Here is a 23338-nt window from a genome sequence, read left to right as displayed (position 1 = left end):
GCAGTGTGGGCGGCCTAAGATAAGTTACCTATGCCATTCATTGTCCGTTACAGCTCTACAGCAGCGGAAAATGAAAGTGTTCTCGGATTGCCTTGAAAAAATGTTCCGAAGGAAGCAACGCCGGTCCAGTATTTGTTGTTCGTCACATTGCTTACGTTCGCTCTTAAAGTAATATCACGCTGCCCAACCGGAGCAACATATCCCAACCCGACATCCATCCTGGCCCAGGCTGGTAAGGCATGGCGGTTAGCGGTGTCGATGAATTGCCGCCCAGTCCAGATGATCGAACTATTCACTGAAAACCGCTGCCATGGCTTCCAGTCCGCGCCCATGTTGACCTGCAATTTGGGCACGCCAATAGGCCGATTTCCGATGTTGGTCGTGAGAGCTGTCTTGCTGAGGCTGGCGTCGAGAACCGTTGCCCCGCCTATTACAGACAAGCGTGAAGTCAGATTGCCATATACACTGGCTTCAACACCCCTGACGCGCTGTTCACCTGTCTGGGCATAGATTCGGGGCGAATTGGCGTCGCCAGAACTGAGTTCCCCGATCGGCCGAGTTATGCGGAAAAGGCTGATTGCGCCGCCAAACTGGCCAAAGTCGAACTTGACTCCGGCTTCTATCTGTTTGGCAACATAGGGAGCCAGAATCTCTCCCGAATTTGCTGCCAAAGCTGGCGCAACGTCTCCCCGGCTCAATCCTTGGACGTAGTTGCCGTAGAGGGAGATTTGCTCATTTGGGCGGACAACCAGGCCAACCACCGGCGTCGTGGCGCTTCGATCGTAGGATGCGGCAAGCGTCCCGACATTGGCTAAGAAATTTTGTGCCTTGATGTTCTGGCGGCGCAATCCGATTGTCAGGAGAATACGCTCATCCATTGCCATCATGGTATCAGCAATGGTGAACCCCTCCAGCCTGCTGTCCGACAGGCGCGGCCTAAGGCCAATATCGGCGGGCGCAATGTAGGGGGCGCGACCGGGCAAATAAATGTTTGACCGATAGGGGGTGGTTGTTGGTGATAGGTACCGATGGAAAACGTCGTCATACAAAGAATATTGCGCGGCCAGCTTGTGCCGGATGATACCTGTTGCGATCTCTGCCCGGATGCCAGTTTCGACCGCGTAGGACTTGATGTTGCCGACATAGAGGCCGGGGGCCGTAATCGTATCCCCCTGGGCGTTGAGGATCGAGCGCGACGAAGCGAAATAGCGGTTCACGTCCGATCGCTTGCCGCCGAAATTGGCGAATATGGTCACGGCCCGACTAAGATCATATTCGGCTTTGAACAGGCCGCCGCGATCATCGATTTTCGAAAATTCCCAACGCTGGGTCAGATTGGTGCGCCCACTCGGTGCCTGAGGTATAGAAGCACCAGTGGCCAGGGAATAGGGCCGCAAGGGTGCAGTAATATGATCGATCTGCCCATATACGGACAGCGATGCGCGTAAACGACGTCCCTGATGGTCGAGCGTCAGCATGGTGACTGCGCTTCTCTCCGCCTGACGGCGGAATGCGGTATCGCCGTCTGCGATGCTAGCGACGATCCGGACGCCCCATTGGCGTTGGTCGCCAAAGCGCCGCCCGACGTCTAGCTTAGTGCCTAAGCGCAGGGCCGATGTGTAATTGACGGTGGCTCTTGTCAGATCGTCTTCGGCCCGCTTGGGCACGACATTGACGACACCGCCAATCCCCCCATTCGGTGAAGCGCCGGTCAAAGCGGCCGATGGTCCCTTGAGCACTTCGATCCGCTCCACATAATCGGTGAAAATGCGAAAGCTGGGGCCGACGCCGAATACGCCGTCATAGGCGAGCTCGCCGCTCGTCCCTTCGTTGATGGGAAAGCCTCGAATGTAGAAGGTATCGAAAGGCGAGCCGGCCCCTTGCGTCGTGCGGATTGACGGGTCCAGTTCCAATGCCTTGGAAACCGTGTTGGATTGGCGATCAAGGATCAACTGCTCAGTATAGCTCGCAACGCTGAAGGGAGACTTTTTCGTTTCGACGTCGCCCAACAGACCAAGCCTTGCGCCTGTCGCGACCTGCCCTCCAGCATAGGGCTTTACGATCTCATTAGAGCGACCGGTTACGATGATGTCGCCGCGATCCGCGCTGGACGGCTCGCTTACGTCCTCTACGCGGCGATGCTGTTCGCCTTGATCCCGAACGCTCTGCGCGTGCGACGGGGCAGTGACCCCTACGATGGTCGCAGCCATTATGTACGCGCGGATCATAGACACCTCTGGATCAAGTCAGAAACTGAAACGGGCCGTGCCGATGACCGAGCGCGGCGCTCCCGGAAGGTTTAGGATCGGCGAGGTGCCGTGGCCTGCGATGATGTACTGCTTGTTGGTCAGGTTGTAGGCGTTGAGTTGAAGCCGCACAGGACCGAGCTGCGCCCAGGCAAGGGCGTCGAACGTCACGTAGGATGGGAGGACCGTCGTATTGGCTGGGTCGGCCCAGCGGTCGCCGACATAATTGACCCCGCCGCCCAGGCCATAGCGGGCAGCGATTGTCTTGGTAACGAACAGGTTCGCGGAATTAAGCGGCGTCAGCGTGGCGCGCTTGCCCACGAGGCTGGGGGGCGCGGACTCCGTGACGCGTGTGTCGAGATGGGCATAGCCCGCGATCGCGCGGATGTTCTCCGGCAGGTCGAGCGCTGCGGACAACTCGATACCGCGCGTCCGCTGCGTGCCGATCGGGACGATACGCTGCGTGACCGGATCGGTACCCTTGATCCCTGTTCGCCGGAGGATGAAGGCGGCCGCCTGCACCGACAGCCGGCCTCCGAACAGCGTGTATTTCGCGCCGACTTCCTTGTTGGTGGTCTGTTCCGGTTCGATATCGGTGTTGTTGGCCGCCAGTGCGAAGGTCTCGGCCGAAGGCTGGAAGCTGCGGCTCCACGAGACATAATAAGATTGGGCCGTATCGGGCTGGAATAGCAGTCCGGCGCGCGGACTCCAGTTGCGATCCGTTCGGGCCAGGTCGGTTTGGCCCGGCAGACGCCTGTCGGTCTTCTGGATGAACCAGTCGTGCCGTAGGCCCAGCATCGCCTTGATGCCATGCCCGAAGTCGATCAGATCCTGCACATAGAGGCCGCGCGTATCGAGGCGCGTGACGCTGTTATCGGTGAATGTGTTGAAGCTGTCATTATCGACCACTGGCAGGACGGGATCGAAGATCGACGTGACCGCGACCGTTCGGCCGGCGAAGCGCAGACTGCCCTTGTTCTGATGCGCAATCTCGAAGCCATAGAGGATGGTATGCGCCGTGCCGAGGAGGTTGAGCTTCTGGGTAAGCTCGGTCTGATTGGACCAGCCTTCCTCGTCGCGGTCGAAGCGGCTATGTTCCAGCGTCACCGTCAGCGCTGCGGCATTTACCGCCGAAGGGATCGTGCTTTGCCGGTCCAGCGTGTAGCGATAATGGTTAAAGCCGTTCCGCAGGCTGAGCGTGTCGGAAAAACGGTGGGTGACGGCCACCCGCTGCGATAGCACTTCCGAATGCGCGAGATCGGCGTCACGGGCATTGGCCGCCCCATAATAGGTAGAACGCGGCACATCGACGGGGCGGCCATTCAGGGCCGGTATACCAAGATCCATCAAACGGCGATCGTTCACATAGTCGGCCTGGATCAGGATGGCGGTATCCTGGCCGGCGCCGATCAGCACCGATGGCGCGAGAGCAAAGCGCTTGAGGAACTGTTGCTCACGGAAACTGCCATTGTCCTCAAGCGCACCGGTCAGCCGAAAGCCGACATGCGACGTCTGATCCAAGCGACCGATATCGACTTCACCTCGGTAACTTTCGAACGAGTCCGCCGAGAGGACGAAGGCGATGATGTCGCCATCGGGTTTCTTGGTCACGCGATTGATGAGACCGCCCGACGATCCCCGGCCATACAGCACTGCCGCCGGCCCCTTGATGACCTCGACCCGATCCACGTTCGACAGGTCGCGATAATAGAGGGCATCGTCCCGGAAGCCGTCGACGAATTGGTCGGCGATCGCCGTGAAGCCGCGTATCCGGAACTCGTCACGCTGTCCGTCGCCCGATGCGAGGGTGACGCCGGGCACATTCCTGACGGCATCCTGTAGCGAGAGTGCCCGCTGGTCGCGCAGCACCTCGGCAGGCACCACCGCAATGGACTGGGGGATGTCACGGAGCGGGAGCGCCACCTTCGCGGCGGAGCTGTCCTGCGGCACGTAGCCGTCCCGCAGCCCTGTAACGATAATGTCGGTGCGCTGTTGGTCTTCGCTGGGCTCGTTGGCGTGAGCCGCCACCCCTATCGTTATTGCCATGAGGACGCACGAAATGTGCAGACCTTGCCGAAACTTCATATGCCCCCCGCACTTGACCAACCTACATTAACCCGCCCTTAGTGCGAATGATTATCAGACGCAAGTATTCGTGTGGGACTGGGAACCCTTGTTGTTGGACGATCTCGAATGACCGTTGATGCTAGTCACCCCAACATAGGAGGCGAGTATGATTATCAACGAAGCAGGCAGCGCCGGCATTCGGATCGGCTATGCGCATGTCTCGACAAACGACCAGAACCCAGCCCTTCAACTGGATGCGCTGGCACGGGCAGGCTGCGAAACAATCTACGAAGAATATGCGAGTGGGAAGCGTGACGATAGCGCCGAGCTTGCCCATGCCCAGAAGGCCTGCGCCCCGGCGACAGCCTTGTGGTCTGGCGTCTCGATCGACTTGGCGGATCACTGCCGCATCTTGTGAGCATCGTTTCCGAACTCAAGGCGACAGCCAGTTCGAGAGCCTGATGGAAAAACTGGATACCGCCAGCGCAGTGGAAAAACTGACATTTCATATTTTCGCCAGCCTCGTAGCGCATCAGCGAACGGACAAAGGCGGGTTTGGCGGCGGCCCGCGCGCCGCGACGCTGTATGGTTCGAAGCTCGTCGAAAACTGACGAACCAGTAGGCAGCGATTCTTGGCGCATCCGCCAACTCATCTGAGGGCTGCGACCTCTGCTGATCGCAATTTTGAAACGGCCTGAGGCGTCCACCGAGGGGGTCAGTGTGCCAAATTGTGCCAAACCCCCGGGAAAATCCTTGTTTTTCAAGGGGATATGGTGCCCAGAAGAGGACTCGAACCTCCACGACCTTGCGATCGCCAGCACCTGAAGCTGGTGCGTCTACCAATTCCGCCATCTGGGCACGGGGTAGGAGCGCGCAACTAGCCGCTGGCCGGAGGGCTGTCAATCACGGCGGGCGCATTATTTTTGATTTTTCTGGTTTCCCGGCCAAGAGCTTTTTACGGCCCTTTTTTCAGGCCAATGCCGCTGAACTGGAGAATAGCATGGATCGCCCCGACGCCGCGCCGCCCGCCTTTTTCGCTTGCCCGAATGGCCTGCGGCTTGCCTATCGTCAGCGGACCGGCACCGGCCCCACGATCGTCTTCCTGCCCGGCTACATGTCCGACATGGATGGCGGAAAGGCGGTCGCGCTGGATGGCTGGGCGCAGAGCCAGGGCCGGGCGATGCTGCGGCTCGACTATGCGGGCAATGGCGCGAGCGAGGGCCGGTTCGAGGACGGGACATTGGCGAGCTGGCGCGACGATGCGCTGCTGCTGATCGATTCGCTGACTCAGGGGCCGGTCGTGCTGGTCGGGTCTTCCATGGGCGGGTGGCTGGCGCTGCTGATCGCGCTCGCCCGGCCGGATCGGGTGGTGGGGCTGGTCGGCATCGCCGCGGCGCCAGACTTCACCCAATGGGGCTTTACCGATGCGGACAAGGCGCTGCTGGCGACGGAGGGACGGATCGTGGAGCCGACCTCCTATGGCGACGATCCCTATGTCACTACCCTGGCCTTCTGGGAATCCGGCCAGTCGCTCCGGCTGCTGGAGGGGGAGATCGCGATCGACTGCCCGGTGCGGCTGCTGCACGGGCAGGAAGACCCCGACGTGCCCTGGCGGACGGCGCTGCGGATCGCGGAGCGGCTGCGTTCATCCGATGTGCAGACGCTGCTGATTAAGGATGGCGACCATCGTCTTTCCCGCGACCCGGACATCGCCCTGTTGATCCGCACCGTCGCCAGCCTGTTGGACAGCCTCTGATGCCCTTTCTGCTCCCGTTGCTGCTGCTGGCGCCGCAAGCCTATGATCCGGAGATCGAGGCGGTGATGAACCGCAAGCGAAAGGAAAGGGCGGAAGCGGCGGCTTCGGCCTCCGCTGCTCCGGCGACGACCGCGCCAAGCGACGGCCGCATCCCCGTGCCGGCCAAATATGCCGCGAAGTTCCAGGCCTGCCTGGACCAGGCGGTAGAGGCGCCGGACAAGGGCATCGCCTTCGCGCAGCAATGGCGGATCGATGGCGGCGGCTTCTATGCGCGCAACTGCATGGGCTTTGCCTATGCCCGCGCCGAACGTTGGGCGCCTGCCATCGTCGCCTTCGAACAGGGGGCTGACGAGGCTGAACGCAACGGCGAAATGATGCAGAGCGGCCGGCTCTGGGCGCAGGCGGGCAATGCCGCGCTGGCCGGTGGCGATGCCGCCAAGGCGCGGGACGATTTCGACGCGGCGCTGGCGCGGGGTCTGCCCGACGGCGTGGAGAAGGGGGAGGTCCATCTGGACCGCGCCCGCGCCCTGGTGGCGTTGAACGATGCCAAGGGCGCCCGCGATTCGCTCGATGTCGCGCTGGAGCAGGTGCCGCGGGATCCGCTGGCCTGGCTGCTCTCGGCCACTTTGGCCCGCCGTGCCGGGGAAATGAAGCTGGCGCAGGCGCATATTGCGCGGGCGGTGCAATTGTCGCCGGACGACGCCTCCGTCGCGCTGGAGGAGGGCAATATCGCCATCCTCACCGATCAGGAGGATATCGCCCGCTCCGCCTGGCAGCGCGCCGTGAAGCTGGCGGCGCCATCGCCCGCGGGCAAGGCGGCGGCCGACAATCTGTCCCGCCTGCCACCCCCCGCCAGATAATCGCCGCGAACCACATCCCCCTTTCTTCCCCGCCCCTCGCATCTTATCTTGGGGGCGTTCCTGAGTTTACAGTGAAGACCCGTCGCTTCGCGGCGACGAATGGAGTGAGGCCTTGCCCAAATATCTGCATACGATGATTCGCGTGACCGACATCGACCGGACGGTCGACTTTTTCCGGCTGCTCGGCCTGAAGGAGCAGAAGCGTGTCGACAATGCGCAGGGGCGCTTCACCCTGGTTTTTCTCGCCGCACCGGGGGATGAAGAGGCGCAGGTCGAACTGACCTACAACTGGCCCGCCGAGGACGGCGCGCCGCCCGAAATCTATGGCGGCGGACGCAATTTCGGGCATCTGGCCTATCGGGTCGAGAATATCTACGAAACCTGCCAGCGGCTGATGGATGCGGGCATCACGATCAACCGCCCGCCGCGCGAAGGCCATATGGCCTTCGTGCGCACGCCCGACAATATCTCGGTCGAACTGTTGCAGGACGGGCATCTGGACCCGGCGGAACCCTGGGCCTCCATGCCCAATGTGGGAGTTTGGTGAGCATGCTGGAAGTCGTCCGCATCCCGGTGCTGAGCGACAATTATGTCTGGCTGCTGCACGACGACGCCAGTGGGGAGACCGTGGTGGTCGATCCCGCCGTGGCGGAACCGGTGCTGGAGGCCGCCAGCCGGAGAGGCTGGAAGATCGGCCAGATCTGGAACACGCATTGGCATGGCGACCATGTCGGCGGCAATGCGGCGATCAAGGCCGCGACCGGCTGCATCATCACCGGCCCCGCGGCGGAGGCGGAGAAGATCGGCACGCTGGACCGCATAGTGCGGGAAGGGGACAGCGTCCGGATCGGCGATCATCAGGCCGCCGTGCTGGAGGTGCCCGCCCATACCGCCGGCCATATCGCCTATCATCTGACGCAGGATCGACTGCTGTTCGTGGGCGACACCCTTTTCGCCATGGGCTGCGGCCGTTTGTTCGAAGGGACGGCGGCCCAGATGTTCGCCAATATGCAGCGTTTCGCCGCCATGCCGGACGATACGACCGTCTATTGCGCGCATGAATATACCCAATCCAACGGCCGTTTCGCGCTGACGGTGGAACCCGACAATGCCGCCTTGCGCACCCGCATGGCGGCGGTCGACGCGGCGCGGGCGCGGGGGGAAGCCACGGTGCCGACCAGCATCGGGCTGGAGCGCGCGACCAATATCTTCATGCGGGCGCGCGACGTTGCGCAACTGGCCGAACGGCGCGCCGCCAAGGACGCGGCGTGACGGTTTTCGCGCCGGGTCTGCGTCTTTTCAGCGGGGCGAATGAGGAGAGGTGTCATGCGTCGATGGATGTCGCGTTCCGGATTATGTCTCGCCCCGCTGTTGCTGGCCGGATGTTCGGGCAGCCATGAACCGCCCAGGCTGACGGAAAAGCAGACCAGCGAACTGGAACGCGCCCTGGCCGGCAAGGTCGCGGGCGAAAAGACCAGTTGCGTCAATCGCGTGTCCCAGGCCAATCTGACGGCGATCAGCAACAACGTGCTGCTCTACCGGGTCAGCCGGCGGCTGGTCTATCGCAACGACCTGATCGGCAGTTGTTCCGGCCTGTCGCGGGGCGACACGCTGATCATCAGGACCTGGGGATCGCAATATTGCCGTGGCGATATGGCGACCAGCGCGGACCTCATGACCGGCATGGTGACGGGAAGTTGCGCGCTGGGCGATTTCACGCCCTACCGCTCGCCGGGGAAATAGGGCGCTACCCTTTATACAGCGCGTCCAGCCGTTCCTGATAGCGGGCGCGGATGACATGGCGGCGGATCTTCATCGATGGCGTCATTTCGCTATTCTCGATGGTGAAGGGCTCGTCCGCCAGGATGAAGCGCCGCACCCGTTCCATCACCGACAGATCGTCATTCACCCGGTCGACCGCTGCGCGCAATGCAGCCTGATAGGCGGGGTCGGCGTCAATTCCCTCGACCGTCCGCCCCTGCGCCTCTGCCCATTCCCGCGTCCATTCGGCATCCGGCACCAACAGCCCCACCAGATGCGGGCGGCGGTCGCCATGGACCATCGCCTGCCCGATCTCCGGCTGCAGCGTCAGCATCCCTTCCACCTTCTGGGGCGAGACATTGTCGCCTTTGTCGTTGACGATCAGATCCTTCTTGCGGTCGGTGATGCGGATGCGGCCGCGCGCGTCGATCTCCCCGATGTCGCCGGTGTGCAGCCAGCCATTTTGCAGCGCCTTCTCCGTTTCCGCCGGATTGCGCCAATAGCCGTGCATCACCAGTTCGCCGCGCACCAGAATCTCGCCATCCTCCGCGATCCGGACTTCCACCCCGTCCAGCGGCGGGCCGACCGTATCCATGGCGATCCCCGCGCGCGGGCGATTGCAACTGATCACCGGTCCCGCCTCCGTCTGGCCATAGCCCTGCAGCAGCGTCAGCCCCATCGCGTCGAAGAACAGGCCGACATCGGGGTTGAGCGGCGCGCCCCCGGATACCAGCGCCTTCATGCGCCCGCCGAAGCGCGCCGCGATCTTGGGCTTCAGCGTGCGCGCCAGCAGAGCCTTCATCGGCAGGTCGAGCAGCGATTTGCGCCCCCGCTGTTCCTTCGCCGCGATGCGCAGCGCCTGGTTCAGCAGATAGGCGGGGAATTTGCCCTGCTTCTCGATCGACTTGATGATGCGCGCGCGCAGCACTTCGAACAGGCGGGGGACGACGACCATGATTGTCGGCCGCGCTTCCTCTATATTGCTGGCGAGCTTTTCCAGCCCCTCCGCATAATAGATCTGCCCCGCGATCATGATCGGCAGGAACTGGCCGCCGCTATGTTCATAGGCGTGGGACAGCGGCAGGAAGGACAGGAACACTTCCTGGCCCCGTCCGAAATCCTCCTCCAGCAATTGATTGGCGCCCTCGATATTGCAGAGGATGGAGCCATGATGCTGCATCACCCCGCGCGGCGCGCCGCCGGTGCCGCTGGTGTAGATGATGCAGGCCAGATCGTCGCGTCCCGCCTTCTGGCTGGCGGCGCAAGCGTCGATGTCGGTGGGATAATGGGCGATCAGGTCGCTCCACAGATGGCAGGCGACATGGCTTTGCATGCCGCGCAACGGCTCCATGCCGATCACCAGGCTGGCCTGGGACCGCAGCACGGCGGGCATCAGATTCTGCGCCAGCTTCGCGGTGGAGACGATGACGGCGCGGGCGCCGCTGTCGGTCAGGATATGCTGGTGGTCGCGGGTGGTGTTGGTGGTATAGGTCGGCACCGTGACGCATCCCGCCGCCATGATGGCAAGGTCCGCGATGCAGAATTCCGGCCGGTTCTCGCTGACCAGCATCACCGGGTCGCCCGGTTTCAGCCCCTGGGCCTGCAACGCGCTGGCGAGCGCGGCGACCTCATGGGCGACCTCGGTCCAGCTCAGCGATTGCCACTGGCCGGCGGCCTTGCGCCAGAGGAAAGGGGCGTCGCCCATCGCCTTGGCGTTGGCGAAGAACATGGTCACCAGATTGGGAAAACGCTCCATCGCCTTCAAAACGGCATCTCCTCACTCGCGGCGCGTCTCCGGCGCTGTTCGGCAGGCTATAACCCCGCCATGCCGTAACGGCCATGATTTTTAGCGGATTTCCTGAGATTCGCTTTGGGCGGGGCGGACATCATTTCCGTCATCCCCGCGAAAGCCGGGATGACCGCTTTCAACGCCCCCCATTGGCCAACTGCAACCGCCCCAACCCTAATCGAACAGCCCATCCTGCACATTGGACGGCGGGTTCAGCCCCAGATGCTTCCAGCCCGGCCCATTGAGGCAGCGCCCCCGCGCCGTGCGGGCGATCAGGCCGAGCTGGATCAGATAAGGCTCTATCACTTCCTCGATCGTGTCGCGGGCTTCGGAAAGGCCCGCCGCCAGCGTCTCGACCCCCACCGGCCCGCCGCGATAAATGTCCGCGATCATGGTCAGATAGCGCCGGTCCATCAGGTCCAGGCCCAGATGGTCGACCTCCAGCCGCGTGAGCGCCGCGTCGGCCACCTTGGCGTCCACCGCCGGCGCGCCCGCCACATTGGCGAAATCGCGCACCCGCCGCAGCAGCCGCCCGGAAATGCGCGGCGTGCCCCGCGACCGCCGGGCGATCTCGACCGCCCCGTCAGGGGTGATGGCCAGGTCCAGCAGCCGCGCGGCGCGCCGCACGACCAGTTCCAGTTCATCGACGGTGTAGAATTGCAGCCGCACCGGAATGCCGAAGCGGTCGCGCAGGGGCGTCGTCAGCAGCCCCTGCCGCGTGGTCGCGCCGACCAGGGTAAAGGGCGGCAGGTCGATCCGCACCGACCGGGCGGAGGGGCCTTCCCCGATCATCAGGTCGAGCGCCCGGTCCTCCATGGCGGGGTAGAGCACTTCCTCGACGGCGGGGTTCAGGCGATGAATCTCGTCCACGAAGAGGATATCGCCCTCGTCCAGATTGGTGAGCAGCGCGGCCAGGTCGCCCGATTTGGCGATGACCGGGCCGGATGTGGCGCGAAACCCCACGCCCATTTCGCGGGCGACGATCTGCGCCAGCGTCGTCTTGCCCAGGCCGGGGGGGCCGAAGAAAAGCACATGGTCCAGCGCTTCGCCGCGTCCCTTGGCGGCCTCGATGAAGATACGCAGATTTTCCCGCGCCGCCTGCTGGCCGATGAATTCGGCAAGCGACTTGGGGCGCAGCGCGACGTCGGCATCCTCGATGCGGCGGGTGGAGGAGATCAGGCGATCCTCGCTCATTTCGCCGCCTTCCTGAGAGCGAGGCGGACCAGAGCGTCCAGCGACGCATCCTCACCCAGTTCCTCTTCGGCGGCGGCGACGGCGCTGCTGGCTTCGGCGGGCTTGAAGCCCAGATTTTGCAGTGCGGAGATCGCATCGGCGCCATGGCCACCGGTCGGGACGACCGCGAATCCGCCGCCGACCGCACCGGTGGGCATGGGCACTGCGCCGATCTTGTCCTTCAATTCATTGGCGATGCGCTGGGCGAGCTTGGGACCGACGCCATTCGCCCGCGCGATCATCGCCTTGTCGCCGGTCGCCACGGCGCGGTGCAGTTCCGCCGGCTCCAGCGCGGACAGGATGGCCAGCGCCACCCGCGAACCCACGCCCTGCACGCCGGTCAACAGGCGGAACCAGTCGCGTTCCTCCGCCCGGGCGAAGCCGACCAGGCGGATCGCATCGTCCGACACCAGCATTTCGGTGTGGATCGTCACCGCTTCCCCCACCGGACCCAGCGCCGCGAGCGTGCGGGAGGATGCGCCGACCAGATAGCCGACCCCGCCCACATCGATGATGGCATGGTCCAGGCCCGTGCTGTCCAGCCGTCCCTTGAGTTTCGCGATCATGCGCCCCGCCCTTTGGTCATGATCTGTTCCTTAAGGGTCTCTCCCGCGCGGCGCCAGTCAAAAGCGATGGGGACGGCACCATTTGCCGGCCCATGCGTAGAGCAGCGGCGGGGATATGCCAAAAGGAGCCGTTTTTCATGTCGATGCAGGCGCCGCTGCTGGGCCCCAAGGATTTCGAATATCCCGCGATCATGCTGTCGGGCATTGTCGATCACGGCATGTATCTGCATTTCCGCAACTGCCTGTCGACTGCGCCGCAGCAGGGGCTGGTGGTGGTGGAGATCGCAACCCTGGGCGGCGATCCGGAAATTGCGCGGATGATGGGGGAGGATATCCGTTTCCATTCCGACCTTTATCCGGACCGGCGGCTGGTGTTCCTGGGCAAGACGGCGGTCTATTCGGCGGGCGTGACCTTCATGGGATTCTTCGCGGCGGAAAACCGCTATCTGGCGCGGGGAACGCGGCTGATGATCCATGAACGGATCATCATGCGGGACATCCATCTGGAAGGGCCGCTGTCGACCTGCATCGCATCCCTCAAGGCGACGCTGCATGAGATCGAGGCGTCGATCGCGATCCAGAATGAAGGTTTCGCGAACCTGATCCTGGGATCGCAGGTGTCGCTGGAAGACCTGCTGAAGCGCGCGCCGGAGAATTGGTATCTGGAGGCGAATGAGGCGCAGGCGCTCGGGCTGATCGCGGCGGTGATATAAAGCGGCTTGTGCGGGGCGCCGATAATGCCTTTGATGCGCGGCATGATCCGGTCGCAAATCTTTCCCTGGCGCTACGGCATGTTCCTGGCCCTGCTGATCAGCATGGCGCCGCTGGGTTTTCTGCTGCCCTGGCATGAGGCGGTGATGGCGGGTTTCGACGTTGCGGCCCTGGCTTTCATCCTGTCGGTCTGGCCGTTGATCGACGCCGATCCGGATTCGATGCGGCGCAAGGCGGCGGAGAATGACGCGAACCGGCAATTGATGCTGCTGCTGACCGCGATCGTTTCGGTGGTGATCCTGATCGCCGTGGGTGTCGCCGTCAGTCAACATGGCGGGCTGAGCGCGGCGGCGATCGCGCTGGTGCTGGGGACGCTGGCGCTGGCCTGGCTGTTTTCCAACCTCGTCTATGCGATGCATTATGCGCATATCTTCTATCGGGGCGATGGGAAGGGCCAGGATAGCGGCGGGCTGGAATTTCCCGATACGCGGGAGCCGGGCTATTGGGATTTCCTCTATTTCGCCTTCACGCTGGGGATGACGTTCCAGACGTCCGACGTGGCGGTGACGAATGGGGGAATGCGGCAGACAGCGCTGTTCCATTGTCTGGCGGCGTTCCTGTTCAACCTGGGGATATTGGCGTTCACGATCAATGTGCTGGGTGGGGGCTGATGAAGGGGAGCCTATTGGCCATGAGCGGACGCTAATAATATCGGGATGACGGAAATGATGTCCGCCTTCCCCTCGATCCGCACCTTCGGGGGTTGTTTACCAATTTCCGCTAGGGCCACGGCATGAGCGATAATGCCGATCCCTGTCCGAAATCCGCCGTCAGCCATGGCGTTGGCATGGCCGGGTTGGCGGGGTTGGGGCTTTGGACGCTGGTGGCGCGGCACTATGGGATGGACGGGCCGAATGCGGGCTTTGCCGCCGTGGTGGCCTGCGGCGTGCCGATGCTGCTGTGGTCGCTGCTGGTCGACAAGGTGCATCGGCGCGCATCGACCGGGATCGACTGGACCGGGCCGGCGCGGCCCTGGCGGTCGGTGCTGGACGTCAGCATCGTCAAGATCGCGGGCCTTTGGGCGACATGGCTGGCCATCGCGGTCTTCTATTGCATCGCGCGCTGGTATTGGAGCGGGGATTATCGCTTTTCCATGAACCTGTTCATGGGCGCGGCGCCCTGGTTGCTGGTGGCGTCGGTGCCTTATGTGATCTGGCTGGACCGGCGGCTGGTCGAACCCAGGGATGCAAGCTACGCCTTCGGCCAGTGGGTGATCGGCGGGGCGGCGGATCGCGCGGAGGTGGCGCATCATGCACGGGCCTGGGCGGTGAAGGGCTTTTTCCTGGCCTTCATGTTGTCGATCGTGCCGGGCAATTTCGCCAGCGTGGTGGCATGGCGGGTCGAGGATGCGTTCAGCCATCCGGTGGCGCTGGCCAGTTTCCTGATCGCCGTCATGTTCATGATCGACGTCTGCATGGCGACGGTGGGCTATATATTGACGTTGAAGCCGCTGGATTCGCATATCCGCACGGCCAATCCGCTGCTGGCCGGATGGGTGGCGGCGTTGATCTGCTATCCCCCCTTCGTGCTGATGGGGAATGGCGGGCCGCTCGACTATCATGCGGGCGGGGCGGAGTGGGATGTCTGGACGCGGGGGCATGGCGTCCTGCAATGGCTGTTGGGCGGGTGGCTGGTGCTGCTGACGGCGGTTTATGCCTGGGCGACGGTGGCCTTTGGCTTGCGCTTTTCCAACCTGACGCACCGGGGGATTTTGACCCACGGCCCTTATCGCTGGACGCGGCATCCGGCCTATTTGTCGAAAAATCTGTTCTGGTGGTTTTCGGCGCTGCCGTTCCTGAGCGTGTCGGGAAGCTTGACCGACGTCGTGCGGAACTGCGCGCTGCTGGGGGTGACCAATGCGGTCTATTATTGGCGCGCCAGGACGGAGGAGGCGCATTTGAGCGCCGACGCGGATTACCGGGCCTATAGCGACTGGATGGAGCGGAACGGCGTGGTGCCGCGCTTCTTCGGGTGGGTCGTGGGCCGGAAGGCCCGGCAGGAGGGCGGGGTTCAGCCTGCTGAGTAAGCGTTTTATCCTTCTCCCATCGAGGGAGAAGGATATATTTCAGAAGCTTTCTTCGGCGTAGATTTTGCTGAGGTCGCCCTTCCACTCCTCATGGTAGCGGGCGAGCAGGCGTTCGGCATGGGTCTGGCCCGACGCCACGATCTCATCCAGCGGAGCGAGATAGCCGGTTTCATTGTCACCCGACGCATTGAGCCGGGCGCGGGCTGAAAGACCGCTACGGGCAATGTCAAGGACTTCGCCCGCTATGTCGCGCAGCTTGCGCCCGCCTGCGATGGGCGCGTCCAACGCCAGTTTCGGCACGGAATCGCGCAGGATCTGCCGTTCCTCCATGCTCCAGCCCTTCACCAGATCCCAGGCGGCGTCGAGCGCGCCTTGGTCGTAGAGCAGCCCGACCCACAGCGCCGGAAGCGCGCAGATGCGGTTCCACGGCCCGCCGTCCGCGCCGCGCATCTCCAGGAAGCTCTTCATCCGCACTTCCGGGAAGGCGGTGGAAAGATGGTCCTCCCAATCCTTCTCCGTCGGCTTCTCGCCGGGAAGCACGGCCAGCTTGCCTTCGAGGAAGTCGCGGAAACTGTGCCCCGCCGCATCGATATAGCGGCCCTCGCGATAGACGAAATACATCGGCACATCGAGCGCATAGTCGGCATAGCGTTCATAGCCGAAGCCGTCCTCGAACACGAAGGGCAGCATGCCGGTGCGGCCGGGGTCGGTGTCCGACCAGATATGGCTGCGATAGGACAGGAAACCGTTGGGCTTGCCCTCCGTGAAGGGCGAATTGGCGAACAGCGCGGTCGCCAGCGGCTGTAGGGCGAGGGAGACGCGGAACTTCTGCACCATGTCCGCCTCGCTGCCATAATCCAGGTTGGTCTGGATGGTGCAGGTGCGCAGCATCATGTCCAGTCCCAGCGACCCTACGCGGGGCATATGGCGCAGCATGATGTCGTAGCGGCCCTTGGGCATGATGGGCAGCTCTTCGCGGCTCTTGTCCGGCCACATGCCCAGGCCCAGGAAGCCCAGGCCCAGCATGTCGCCGACATATTTCACCTGTTCCAGATGGCGGCTGGTTTCCGCGCAGGTCTGGTGCAGATTTTCCAGCGGCGCGCCGGACAGTTCCAGTTGTCCCGCCGGTTCCAGGCTGATGGTGCCGTCCGCGCCGGACAGGGCGATGATATTCTCCCCCTCGAACACCGGATTCCAGCCATAGCGGGTCAACCCGATCAACAGCGTGTGGATGCCGCCGCGCTCGTCATAGCTGGGGGCGTGATGATCCTTGCGGCTGTAGACGAATTTTTCGTGTTCCGTGCCGATGCGCCATCGGTCCTTGGGCTTGGCGCCCTTGGCGAAGGCCGCGATCAGTTGCTCGCGGCTCTCGATGATGGGATCGATCCCTCCTGAGTCTGTTCTGGTGCTCATGCCCCGCCTTAATCTTTCCCCCGGTCGCGTCAAAGGCGCAACGTTCCGCGCTCAAATAAGCTGCGTTGATGACAGCTTCAATCCCATTGCGGAATGAAACGATATTTGGCGACGCCATGTGGCGCCTTCATCGCCAGTCACCGTTGATCGTCATCCACGCGGCGGTCGCGGCGATGGCGGCGGTTTCGGCGCGTAAAATGCGCGGCCCCAGCGAAACCGGGACGGCTTTCGCCACCCCGCGAATGGCCTCTCGTTCGGCAGGATCGAAGCCGCCTTCGGGACCGATCAGGAAGGCCGCGGGTCCGGGATGGGCCTTCAGCGTATCGGCCAGCGGCTCTCCGCCCGTCTCATCCGCAAAGAAAAGCCAGCGATTGTCCGGCCAGTCCCGGATCAGCGCGTCCAGCTTCACCATGTCGCTGAGGTCGGGCAGGGCGGTGCGGCCGCATTGTTCGGCCGCCTCGACCAGATGGGCGTGCAGCCGGTCGAAATTCAGCTTGTCCACCACGGCGCGCCGCGTGAGCACGGGCTGGAGCTTCGCCACGCCCAGTTCGCAGGCCTTTTCCGCGATCAGGTCGATCCGCCCCTTCTTGATCGGCGCGCAGCAGAGCCAGAAATCGGGCACGTTCTCCGGCGCTTTGGTCTGGCTGACGACCTCCAGCACCAGATCGCGCTTGCGGATGTCGCGGGCTTTTGCGGCCCACTCGCCGGAGCGGCCGTCGAACAGCAGGACGATATCGTCGGGCTTCACCCGCATGACGCTGATCAGATAATGCGCCGGATTGCCGTCGACGGGCACGGCGACGCCCTCGCCCAGCAGGGTCTCGACATGCAGGCGTGGCGCGCTTTGCGGCGGCCAGGCGGGGGTTGCGGTCATCAAAAAATCCATCATCCGTTCGGGCTGAGCCTGTCGAAGCCCTTTTTTTCCTTCTAGAGAAGAACGGTCCTTCGACAAGATCAGGACGAACGGAGTAAATGTGGCAAGTAGCATCGTTCCCGACAGCGAAGCGCGCGGTCTGGTCGCGCGCCTGCCGGATGTCCCGCGCGCCCTGGCCTTGCTGGCGCGATTCGACCGGCCCATCGGCTGGTGGCTGCTGTTCTGGCCGGGGGCCTGGGCGGTGGCGCTGGCGGGCGGGGCAGGGCAGCACTGGCCGCTGATCCTGTGGCTGCTGCTGGGCAGCGTCGCCATGCGCGGGGCGGGATGCGTGTTCAACGATATCGTCGACCGCGACCTGGACCGGCAGGTGGCGCGGACGGCTTCGCGGCCCCTGGCGAGCGGGGCGGTTTCGGTGAAGACCGCCTGGGTCTGGCTGCTCGCCCTCTGCCTGATCGGGCTGGTGGTTCTGCTGCAACTCCACCTCTACGCGCAGGCCGTTTCGCTGGGGTCGCTGGCGCTGGTGGCTGCTTACCCCTTCATGAAGCGGATCACCGGCTGGCCGCAAATCTGGCTGGGTCTGGTCTTTTCCTGGGCGGCGCTGGTCGGGTGGAGCGAAGTTGCGGGGTCGCTCACCCTCTCGGCATTGGGGCCGGGCCTGCTGCTCTATGGCGGCTGCATCTTCTGGGTGGTAGGCTATGACACCATCTACGCCTTGCAGGACCGGGAGGATGACGCGCTGATCGGCATCGGGTCGAGCGCCCTGTCCATGGGGCGGCACGTGCGCGGCGGGGTGACGCTCTGCTATGCGCTGGCGCTGGCGCTTTGGGCGGGCGCGATCTGGCAGGTCCGGCCGCAGGGGCTGGCGCTGGCGGCGCTGCTGCCGATGGCGGTGCATCTGGGCTGGCAGGTGGCGACCTTGAAGGAGGACGGGGTCGATCCCTTGACGAAATTCCGGTCCAACCGCTTTGCCGGACTGCTCATGTTCCTGGGTTGCCTGGTGGTGGGCAGCGCATGAGCGGCCCGCGCGAGGGCGAGGATTGCTGGCGTATCGAGCGCGCCCTGAAGGCGAGCGTGATCGTCGATGCGGATGCCTATTTCCAACATGCCCGCGCCGCGATGATGAAGGCGAAGAAGCGGATCATGCTGGTCGGCTGGGACTTCGACGCCGCGATCAGCCTGATCCGGGAGGATGAGGCGGCCGATGGCGCGCCGGTGGTGATCGGCGACTTCATAAGCTGGCTGGTGGAACGGACGCCGGAGCTGGAAATCTATCTGCTGCGCTGGGACGTGGGGGCGATGAAATCGATGGTGCGGCCATCGAACCTGTTCACCACGGTCCGCTGGATGGCCCATTCGCGCATCACGGTAAAGCTGGACAGCCATCATCCCACGGCCGCCTCCCACCATCAGAAGATCGTGGTGATCGACGATTGCTTCGCCTTTTGCGGCGGGATCGACATGACGAGGGATCGTTGGGACACCCGGCATCATCGCGATGACGATCCGGGGCGGCGGCATCCGGACGGGTCGGCCTATGGGCCGTGGCACGATGCGACGACGGCCTTGCAGGGGCCGGTCGCGGCGGCCCTGGGCGAACATGCCCGGAACCGGTGGAAGGGGGCTGGCGGAGGGGCGCTGGAGCCGGTCGGGCGCGTGGACGATTGCTGGCCCGACGCGCTGCCGGTGCAGTTCGAGGATGTGGACGTCGCCATATCCCGCTCCGCGCCGGAGATGGAGGATCAGGAGCCGCTGGTCGAGATCGAGCGGCTTTTCGTGAACCAGATCGCGTCGGCCCGGCGATATATTTACGCGGAGAGCCAATATTTCGCGTCCCGCCGCATTGCCGAGGCCATCGCCGCCCGGCTGGGCGAGGAAGACGGGCCGCAGATCGTCATCGTCAATCCGGAGCAGGCCGATGGCTGGCTGGAGCAGCAGGCGATGGATACCGCGCGTGCGCGCCTGTTCGAGGCGTTGAAGGCGCGGGATGCGCATGGGCGGCTGCGATTATACCATCCCTTCACCGCGCGCGGGGCGCCGATCTATGTCCATGCCAAGATATTGATCGTCGATGACCGGGTGTTGCGGGTCGGGTCGTCCAACATGAACAACCGGTCGATGCGGCTGGATACCGAATGCGACGTGACGATCGATGCGGCGCTGGCGGCCAATGCAGGGCGGGAGGATATGATCCGGGCGATTCGCGACGATCTGGTCGCCGAGCATCTGGACCTGCCGGTCGAACGGGTGGCGGCGGTGATCGCGGAGCGCGGACTGATCGGCGCGATCGACCAGTTGCGGGAAAAGGCGGGGCGGACCCTGCGGCCCTATGTGACGCCGGACTTGAACGATGTTCAGGCCTGGCTGGCGGATAATGAGGCGCTCGATCCCGAAGGGCCGGGCGAAATGCTGGAGCCTGTCGCGGAGCGGGGCCTGTTCCGGCGGATGCGGGGGTGGATGGACCGGGATTGAACTTCAGGAGCCGCGCTTCATTCGGCGGCCAGAAGCGCCTCCGCGCCGCCCAGGTTGACGGAGACGAGGCGGCTCACCCCCTGCTCCACCATCGTCACGCCGAACAGGCGGTGCATGCGGGCCATGGTCACGGCATTGTGGCTGACGATCAGGTAACGGGTGTCGGTCTGTCCCACCATCGCGTCGAGCAGGTCGCAGAAGCGTTCGACATTGGCGTCGTCCAGCGGGGCGTCGACCTCGTCCAGCACGCAGATCGGCGCGGGATTCGTCAGGAACAGCCCGAAGATCAGCGCCACGGCGGTCAGCGCCTGTTCGCCCCCTGAAAGCAGCGTCAGGGCGGCGAGCTTCTTGCCCGGCGGCTGGGCCATGATCTCCAGGCCCGCCTCCAGCGGATCGTCGCTATCGATCAGTTCCAGATGCGCCTGGCCGCCGTTGAACAGGGTGGTGAACAGGCGGCGGAAATGGCCGTCCACCGCCTCGAACGCGGCGAGCAGGCGCTGGCGGCCTTCGCGGTTGAGGCTGCCGATGGAACCGCGCAGGCGGTTGATCGCCTGGCTCAACTCCTCGCTTTCGGCGCGGCTGTTGGCCTGGGTGGTTTCCAGTTCCTCCAGTTCCTGCGCGGCGACCAGGTTGACCGGGCCGATGCGCTCGCGCTCCGCTGCCAGGCGGTCATGCTCGGCCTGTTCGGACTGGGCGATGCGGATGTCGGCGCTGGCGAAGCCCAGTTTTTCCGGCAGGACCGGGGGCGGGCATTCGAAGCGTTCGCCCGAGAGGCGGTTGGTTTCGACGCGCTTTTCGTCGGCGGCTTCGGCGCGGGCGACGGCGGTGGCGCGGGCCTCCCGGCATCCGGCGAGGGTTTCGCCAGCCTGAGCGGCGCGCTGTTCGGCGGTGCGCAGGGCGGCTTCGGCCTCGCTTTCCTCGCGGCGGGCGGCGTCGGCGGCTTGGGTCAGCGCATCGCCCTGTTCGCTGAGCGTGGCGATGGTGGCGGCAAGCTGGTCGGGCTGGTCCGCGATTTCGGCGCGTTCCCGGGCGATGGCGTCGTTGCGTTCGACCATGGCGGCGATGCGCTTGGCGGCTTCCCCTGCGCGGGCGCGCCAGCCCCTGGCTTCGGCGTCCGCGGCGGCCATGCGTTCGCGGTCGCTGGCGAGCGCGCGGTCGGCCAGCGCCTGATCGGCCTGAAGCTGGCTGACGGCAAGGCGGGCCTTTTCGCTGGCCTGTTGCAGCGTGGTGACGAGGGTGCGGGTTTCCTCGCCATCGGGCATGGCCGTGCGGGCGGTTTGCGCCTTGTCATGTTCGGCCTGTGCGGAGGCAAGGTCGGCGCGGGCTTCGGCGAGGCGTTCTTCAATCGCCTCGCGGCGGTCGGTCAGGCGTTCCAGCGCGGCGGCGGCTTCGTCGGCGGCGCGCAGGGCGGTGCGCAGGCGCTGGTCCGAATTGCCAAGTTGCGTGCGGCCGGTGGCGAGCGTCTGGGCGGCGTCGCGCTCGCGGGCGGCGGCAGCGTCCTGCGCTGTGCGGGCGGTCTCGACTTCGGCCTCGGCGGCGGGGCGAGCGGCGGCGATGGCGTCCAGGCGGTTGAGGCGGATCAGGCGTTCGGCGGCGGCCGCGCCCCCTTCCGCCGCGACATAGCCGTCCCAGCGGCGAAGCTGGCCATCCCTGGTGACGAGGCGCTGGCCGACGGCCAGGGGCTGGTTTTCGTCGCTCTCCGCCACCGCGACCTGGGCAAGGCGGCGGGCCAGTTCGGGCGGGGCGGTGACGTGGGTGGACAGCGCCGTGCAGCCCGCGGGCAGAGCGGGGTCGCTGTCGAGTGCCGTTGCGCCTGCCCAGCGGCGTTTGCCCTCGGCGGCGATAGGGGCCTCCAGATCGTCGCCCAGCGCGGCGGCAAGGGCGCGTTCATAGCCGGGGGCGGCCTTCAACCGGTCGAGTGCGCGGCTGCGGTTGCCGGTGCCATTTTCCACCGCGCGTTTCAGGGCAGCGGCTTCGCTGTCCAGCGCGGCGAGGGTGGCGCGGGCGGAAGAGAGTGCGGTTTCGGCGGTGGCGCGCTGCTCGGCGGCTTGCGCGCGGCTGGCTTCGGCGGTGCGGATCGCGGCTTCGGCAGAATCGCGGTCGGCGCTGGCCTGTTGCTGGGCAGCAAGGGCTTCGGCGCGTTTGGCCTCCAGCGGGGCGGCGTCGGGCAGGGCGGCGGCTTCGGATTCGAGCCTTTGCGCCTCGCGGGCAGCGCGGTCGAGGCGGCTGCGGGCGGCGGCGAGAGCGGCCTCCGCCACGCGCAGCTCGGCCTGCTCGCCCGCCTGTTTCGCCATCGCCTTGGCAAGGTCGAGTTCGGCGTCGCGGGCGGCATCGTCGGCGCGGGCGATGCGGCCGGCGAAATCGGGGCGCATCGCTTCGGTTTCGGTGATGCGGGCCTTGAGCGCGGCGATTTCGTCGGTGAGGCGGGCGATCGCCTCCGCCGCGTCATTGGCCAGCGTGCCTTCGCGGTCCCGGTCTTCCTCCAGCCGGTCCGCCTGCTGGGCCAGGTCGTGGAGGCGGCGAACCACGCCGTCGCGTTCGGTGCGCAGCGCCGTGAGCCTGTGTCCTGCCTCGCTGGCCGCGTCGCGGGCAGCCTGGGCGGCGGCGCGTTTTTGCGCCAGCGCTTCGACGGCGGCATTGGCGTGGACGGCGGCGGCCTGCTGGGCTTCCTGCGCGGCGGCGACGGCGGTTTCGGCCTGTTTCGCCTCGGCACGGGCGGCGTCGGCGGACGCGGCAGCTTCGCGCCAGCGGGCGAAGATCACGCGGCCCTCGGCAATGCGGATCTGTTCGGACAGGCGGATATAGCGTTCCGCCGCCTTGGCCTGACGGCGCAGGCTGTTGGCGCGCGCCTCCATGTCGGAAAGGATTTCGTCCAGCCGCATGAGATTGGCTTCGGCGGCGCGCAGCTTCTGCTCGGCATCCTTGCGGCGGACGTGGAGGCCGGAAATGCCCGCCGCTTCCTCCAGCATGGCGCGGCGTTCCTGCGGGCGGGCGGCGATGACGGCGGCGATGCGGCCCTGGCTGACCAGAGCCGGGCTGTGCGGCCCGGTGGCGGCGTCGGCGAAGATCAGCGCGATGTCCTTGGCCCGGACGTCGCGGCCATTGGCGCGATAGGCGCTGCCCGCGCCGCGTTCGATGCGGCGGGTGACTTCCAGTTCGCCGTCGGCGGCGACTTCTACCGCGTTGAACAGTTCGCCCTGTTCCTGCACGGTCATCAGCGAGACTTCGGCAAAATCCCGCTGGGGGCGGGTGGCGGTGCCCGCGAAGATCACATCCTCCATGCCGCCGCCGCGCATCGACTTGGCGCTGGATTCGCCCATGACCCAACGGATCGCTTCCAGCAGGTTCGACTTGCCGCAGCCATTGGGACCGACAATGCCGGTCAGGCCGGGTTCGATGCGCAACTCCGTCGGGTCGACGAAGCTCTTGAAGCCGGAAAGTTTGAGACGCTTTATCTGCATCGGACAAGATCAGGGCAGCGCAAAGCCGCCCCGCCCCCAGCGGGAC

General features: G+C 65.0%; 19 protein-coding genes, 1 tRNA gene and 1 pseudogene. 12 read left to right on the top strand and 9 right to left on the bottom strand.

Features of this window, described 5'->3' with window-relative positions:
- Positions 1-47: 47 nt before the first annotated feature.
- Complete coding sequence (locus NUH86_RS13445; protein ID WP_267249965.1) at positions 48-2210, bottom strand: TonB-dependent receptor; 2163 nt, start codon at positions 2208-2210, stop codon at positions 48-50.
- Between the two features lie 36 nt (positions 2211-2246).
- Entirely contained in the window at positions 2247-4292 is a 2046-nt protein-coding gene (locus NUH86_RS13440) for a TonB-dependent receptor (protein WP_267249964.1), read from the bottom strand.
- A gap of 187 nt (positions 4293-4479) precedes the next feature.
- On the opposite strand from NUH86_RS13440, the pseudogene NUH86_RS24855 reads away from it, so the two are divergent.
- A pseudogene (locus NUH86_RS24855) lies at positions 4480-4775 on the top strand (recombinase family protein).
- Positions 4775-4924, top strand: coding sequence for a hypothetical protein (locus NUH86_RS13430; RefSeq protein ID WP_267249962.1), 150 nt, complete (start codon positions 4775-4777; stop codon positions 4922-4924). Before NUH86_RS24855 ends, NUH86_RS13430 begins: the two are co-directional and overlap by 1 nt.
- Positions 4925-5084: 160 nt before the next feature.
- Here the strand turns inward: NUH86_RS13430 and NUH86_RS13425 are convergent.
- A tRNA-Leu gene (locus tag NUH86_RS13425) sits at positions 5085-5171 on the bottom strand.
- A gap of 142 nt (positions 5172-5313) precedes the next feature.
- Here NUH86_RS13425 and NUH86_RS13420 point away from each other — a divergent pair.
- From NUH86_RS13420 to NUH86_RS13400, 5 genes are all read left to right on the top strand, one after another.
- Entirely contained in the window at positions 5314-6069 is a 756-nt protein-coding gene (locus NUH86_RS13420) for an alpha/beta fold hydrolase (RefSeq protein ID WP_267249961.1), read from the top strand.
- The gene (locus NUH86_RS13415; RefSeq protein ID WP_267249960.1) at positions 6069-6929 is read left to right on the top strand and encodes a hypothetical protein; all 861 of its coding nucleotides are present in this window, start codon (positions 6069-6071) and stop codon (positions 6927-6929) included. Before NUH86_RS13420 ends, NUH86_RS13415 begins: the two co-directional genes overlap by 1 nt.
- Before the next feature lie 112 nt (positions 6930-7041).
- Positions 7042-7476 (top strand): VOC family protein, encoded by a 435-nt coding sequence (locus NUH86_RS13410; RefSeq protein ID WP_267249959.1) that lies wholly within the window; start codon positions 7042-7044, stop codon positions 7474-7476.
- Positions 7477-7478: 2 nt separating this feature from the next.
- The gene (gloB, locus tag NUH86_RS13405) at positions 7479-8201 is read left to right on the top strand and encodes a hydroxyacylglutathione hydrolase (protein WP_267252142.1); all 723 of its coding nucleotides are present in this window, start codon (positions 7479-7481) and stop codon (positions 8199-8201) included.
- A gap of 54 nt (positions 8202-8255) precedes the next feature.
- Positions 8256-8672: a hypothetical protein gene (locus tag NUH86_RS13400; RefSeq protein WP_267249958.1), complete on the top strand. Its 417-nt coding sequence runs from the start codon at positions 8256-8258 to the stop codon at positions 8670-8672.
- A gap of 4 nt (positions 8673-8676) precedes the next feature.
- Here the strand turns inward: NUH86_RS13400 and NUH86_RS13395 are convergent, their stop codons facing one another.
- From NUH86_RS13395 to ruvA, 3 genes are all read right to left on the bottom strand, one after another.
- Positions 8677-10446, bottom strand: coding sequence for an AMP-dependent synthetase/ligase (locus NUH86_RS13395; protein ID WP_267252141.1), 1770 nt, complete (start codon positions 10444-10446; stop codon positions 8677-8679).
- Positions 10447-10653: 207 nt separating this feature from the next.
- Complete coding sequence (gene ruvB, locus NUH86_RS13390; protein ID WP_267249957.1) at positions 10654-11673, bottom strand: Holliday junction branch migration DNA helicase RuvB; 1020 nt, start codon at positions 11671-11673, stop codon at positions 10654-10656.
- On the bottom strand, positions 11670-12278 hold the full coding sequence (gene ruvA / locus NUH86_RS13385) for a Holliday junction branch migration protein RuvA (protein ID WP_267249956.1): 609 nt from the start codon (positions 12276-12278) through the stop codon (positions 11670-11672). Before ruvA ends, ruvB begins: the two co-directional genes overlap by 4 nt.
- A 137-nt stretch (positions 12279-12415) precedes the next feature.
- On the opposite strand from ruvA, the gene NUH86_RS13380 reads away from it, so the two are divergent.
- The 3 genes from NUH86_RS13380 (at position 12416) to NUH86_RS13370 (ending at position 15075) form a co-directional block, all read left to right on the top strand.
- A complete protein-coding gene (locus NUH86_RS13380; RefSeq protein WP_267249955.1) occupies positions 12416-12991 on the top strand; it encodes a peptidase S14 in 576 nt (191 codons plus the stop codon).
- A gap of 42 nt (positions 12992-13033) precedes the next feature.
- A complete protein-coding gene (locus NUH86_RS13375; protein ID WP_267249954.1) occupies positions 13034-13660 on the top strand; it encodes a DUF1345 domain-containing protein in 627 nt (208 codons plus the stop codon).
- 122 nt (positions 13661-13782) lie between these two features.
- The gene (locus NUH86_RS13370) at positions 13783-15075 is read left to right on the top strand and encodes a methyltransferase family protein (RefSeq protein ID WP_267249953.1); all 1293 of its coding nucleotides are present in this window, start codon (positions 13783-13785) and stop codon (positions 15073-15075) included.
- Positions 15076-15114: 39 nt separating this feature from the next.
- Here NUH86_RS13370 and NUH86_RS13365 read toward each other — a convergent pair whose 3' ends face one another.
- Together NUH86_RS13365 and NUH86_RS13360 are read right to left on the bottom strand one after the other, a co-directional pair.
- The gene (locus tag NUH86_RS13365) at positions 15115-16488 is read right to left on the bottom strand and encodes a glutamate--cysteine ligase (RefSeq protein WP_267249952.1); all 1374 of its coding nucleotides are present in this window, start codon (positions 16486-16488) and stop codon (positions 15115-15117) included.
- A gap of 127 nt (positions 16489-16615) precedes the next feature.
- A complete protein-coding gene (locus NUH86_RS13360) occupies positions 16616-17362 on the bottom strand; it encodes a 16S rRNA (uracil(1498)-N(3))-methyltransferase (protein ID WP_267249951.1) in 747 nt (248 codons plus the stop codon).
- A gap of 100 nt (positions 17363-17462) precedes the next feature.
- Here NUH86_RS13360 and ubiA point away from each other — a divergent pair, with 100 nt between their 5' ends.
- Both ubiA and NUH86_RS13350 read left to right on the top strand, forming a co-directional pair.
- Positions 17463-18377, top strand: a complete 915-nt coding sequence (gene ubiA / locus NUH86_RS13355) for a 4-hydroxybenzoate octaprenyltransferase (protein WP_267249950.1) — start codon at positions 17463-17465, stop codon at positions 18375-18377.
- Entirely contained in the window at positions 18374-19831 is a 1458-nt protein-coding gene (locus tag NUH86_RS13350) for a phospholipase D-like domain-containing protein (RefSeq protein ID WP_267249949.1), read from the top strand. Before ubiA ends, NUH86_RS13350 begins: the two co-directional genes overlap by 4 nt.
- A 17-nt stretch (positions 19832-19848) precedes the next feature.
- Here the strand turns inward: NUH86_RS13350 and smc are convergent, their stop codons facing one another.
- A complete protein-coding gene (smc, locus tag NUH86_RS13345; protein WP_267249948.1) occupies positions 19849-23292 on the bottom strand; it encodes a chromosome segregation protein SMC in 3444 nt (1147 codons plus the stop codon).
- Positions 23293-23338 lie beyond the last annotated feature (46 nt).

The organism is Sphingobium sp. JS3065, from assembly GCF_026427355.1.
Lineage (GTDB): Bacteria > Pseudomonadota > Alphaproteobacteria > Sphingomonadales > Sphingomonadaceae > Sphingobium.
This window is presented reverse-complemented; position numbering and strand designations above follow the sequence as displayed.

Coding starts and splice junctions, on each gene's coding strand:
- NUH86_RS13380 (WP_267249955.1), top strand. CDS start 12,416: ATGTCGATGCAGGCGCCGCTGCTGGGCCCCAAGGATTTCGAATATCCC.
- NUH86_RS13370 (WP_267249953.1), top strand. CDS start 13,783: ATGAGCGATAATGCCGATCCCTGTCCGAAATCCGCCGTCAGCCATGGC.
- NUH86_RS13400 (WP_267249958.1), top strand. CDS start 8,256: ATGCGTCGATGGATGTCGCGTTCCGGATTATGTCTCGCCCCGCTGTTG.
- NUH86_RS13395 (WP_267252141.1), bottom strand. CDS start 10,446: ATGGAGCGTTTTCCCAATCTGGTGACCATGTTCTTCGCCAACGCCAAG.
- ruvA (WP_267249956.1), bottom strand. CDS start 12,278: ATGATCGCGAAACTCAAGGGACGGCTGGACAGCACGGGCCTGGACCAT.
- smc (WP_267249948.1), bottom strand. CDS start 23,292: ATGCAGATAAAGCGTCTCAAACTTTCCGGCTTCAAGAGCTTCGTCGAC.
- NUH86_RS13430 (WP_267249962.1), top strand. CDS start 4,775: ATGGAAAAACTGGATACCGCCAGCGCAGTGGAAAAACTGACATTTCAT.
- NUH86_RS13440 (WP_267249964.1), bottom strand. CDS start 4,292: ATGGCAATAACGATAGGGGTGGCGGCTCACGCCAACGAGCCCAGCGAA.
- NUH86_RS13375 (WP_267249954.1), top strand. CDS start 13,034: ATGATCCGGTCGCAAATCTTTCCCTGGCGCTACGGCATGTTCCTGGCC.
- NUH86_RS13360 (WP_267249951.1), bottom strand. CDS start 17,362: ATGACCGCAACCCCCGCCTGGCCGCCGCAAAGCGCGCCACGCCTGCAT.
- NUH86_RS13350 (WP_267249949.1), top strand. CDS start 18,374: ATGAGCGGCCCGCGCGAGGGCGAGGATTGCTGGCGTATCGAGCGCGCC.
- gloB (WP_267252142.1), top strand. CDS start 7,479: ATGCTGGAAGTCGTCCGCATCCCGGTGCTGAGCGACAATTATGTCTGG.
- ruvB (WP_267249957.1), bottom strand. CDS start 11,673: ATGAGCGAGGATCGCCTGATCTCCTCCACCCGCCGCATCGAGGATGCC.
- NUH86_RS13420 (WP_267249961.1), top strand. CDS start 5,314: ATGGATCGCCCCGACGCCGCGCCGCCCGCCTTTTTCGCTTGCCCGAAT.
- NUH86_RS13415 (WP_267249960.1), top strand. CDS start 6,069: ATGCCCTTTCTGCTCCCGTTGCTGCTGCTGGCGCCGCAAGCCTATGAT.
- NUH86_RS13445 (WP_267249965.1), bottom strand. CDS start 2,210: ATGGCTGCGACCATCGTAGGGGTCACTGCCCCGTCGCACGCGCAGAGC.
- NUH86_RS13365 (WP_267249952.1), bottom strand. CDS start 16,488: ATGAGCACCAGAACAGACTCAGGAGGGATCGATCCCATCATCGAGAGC.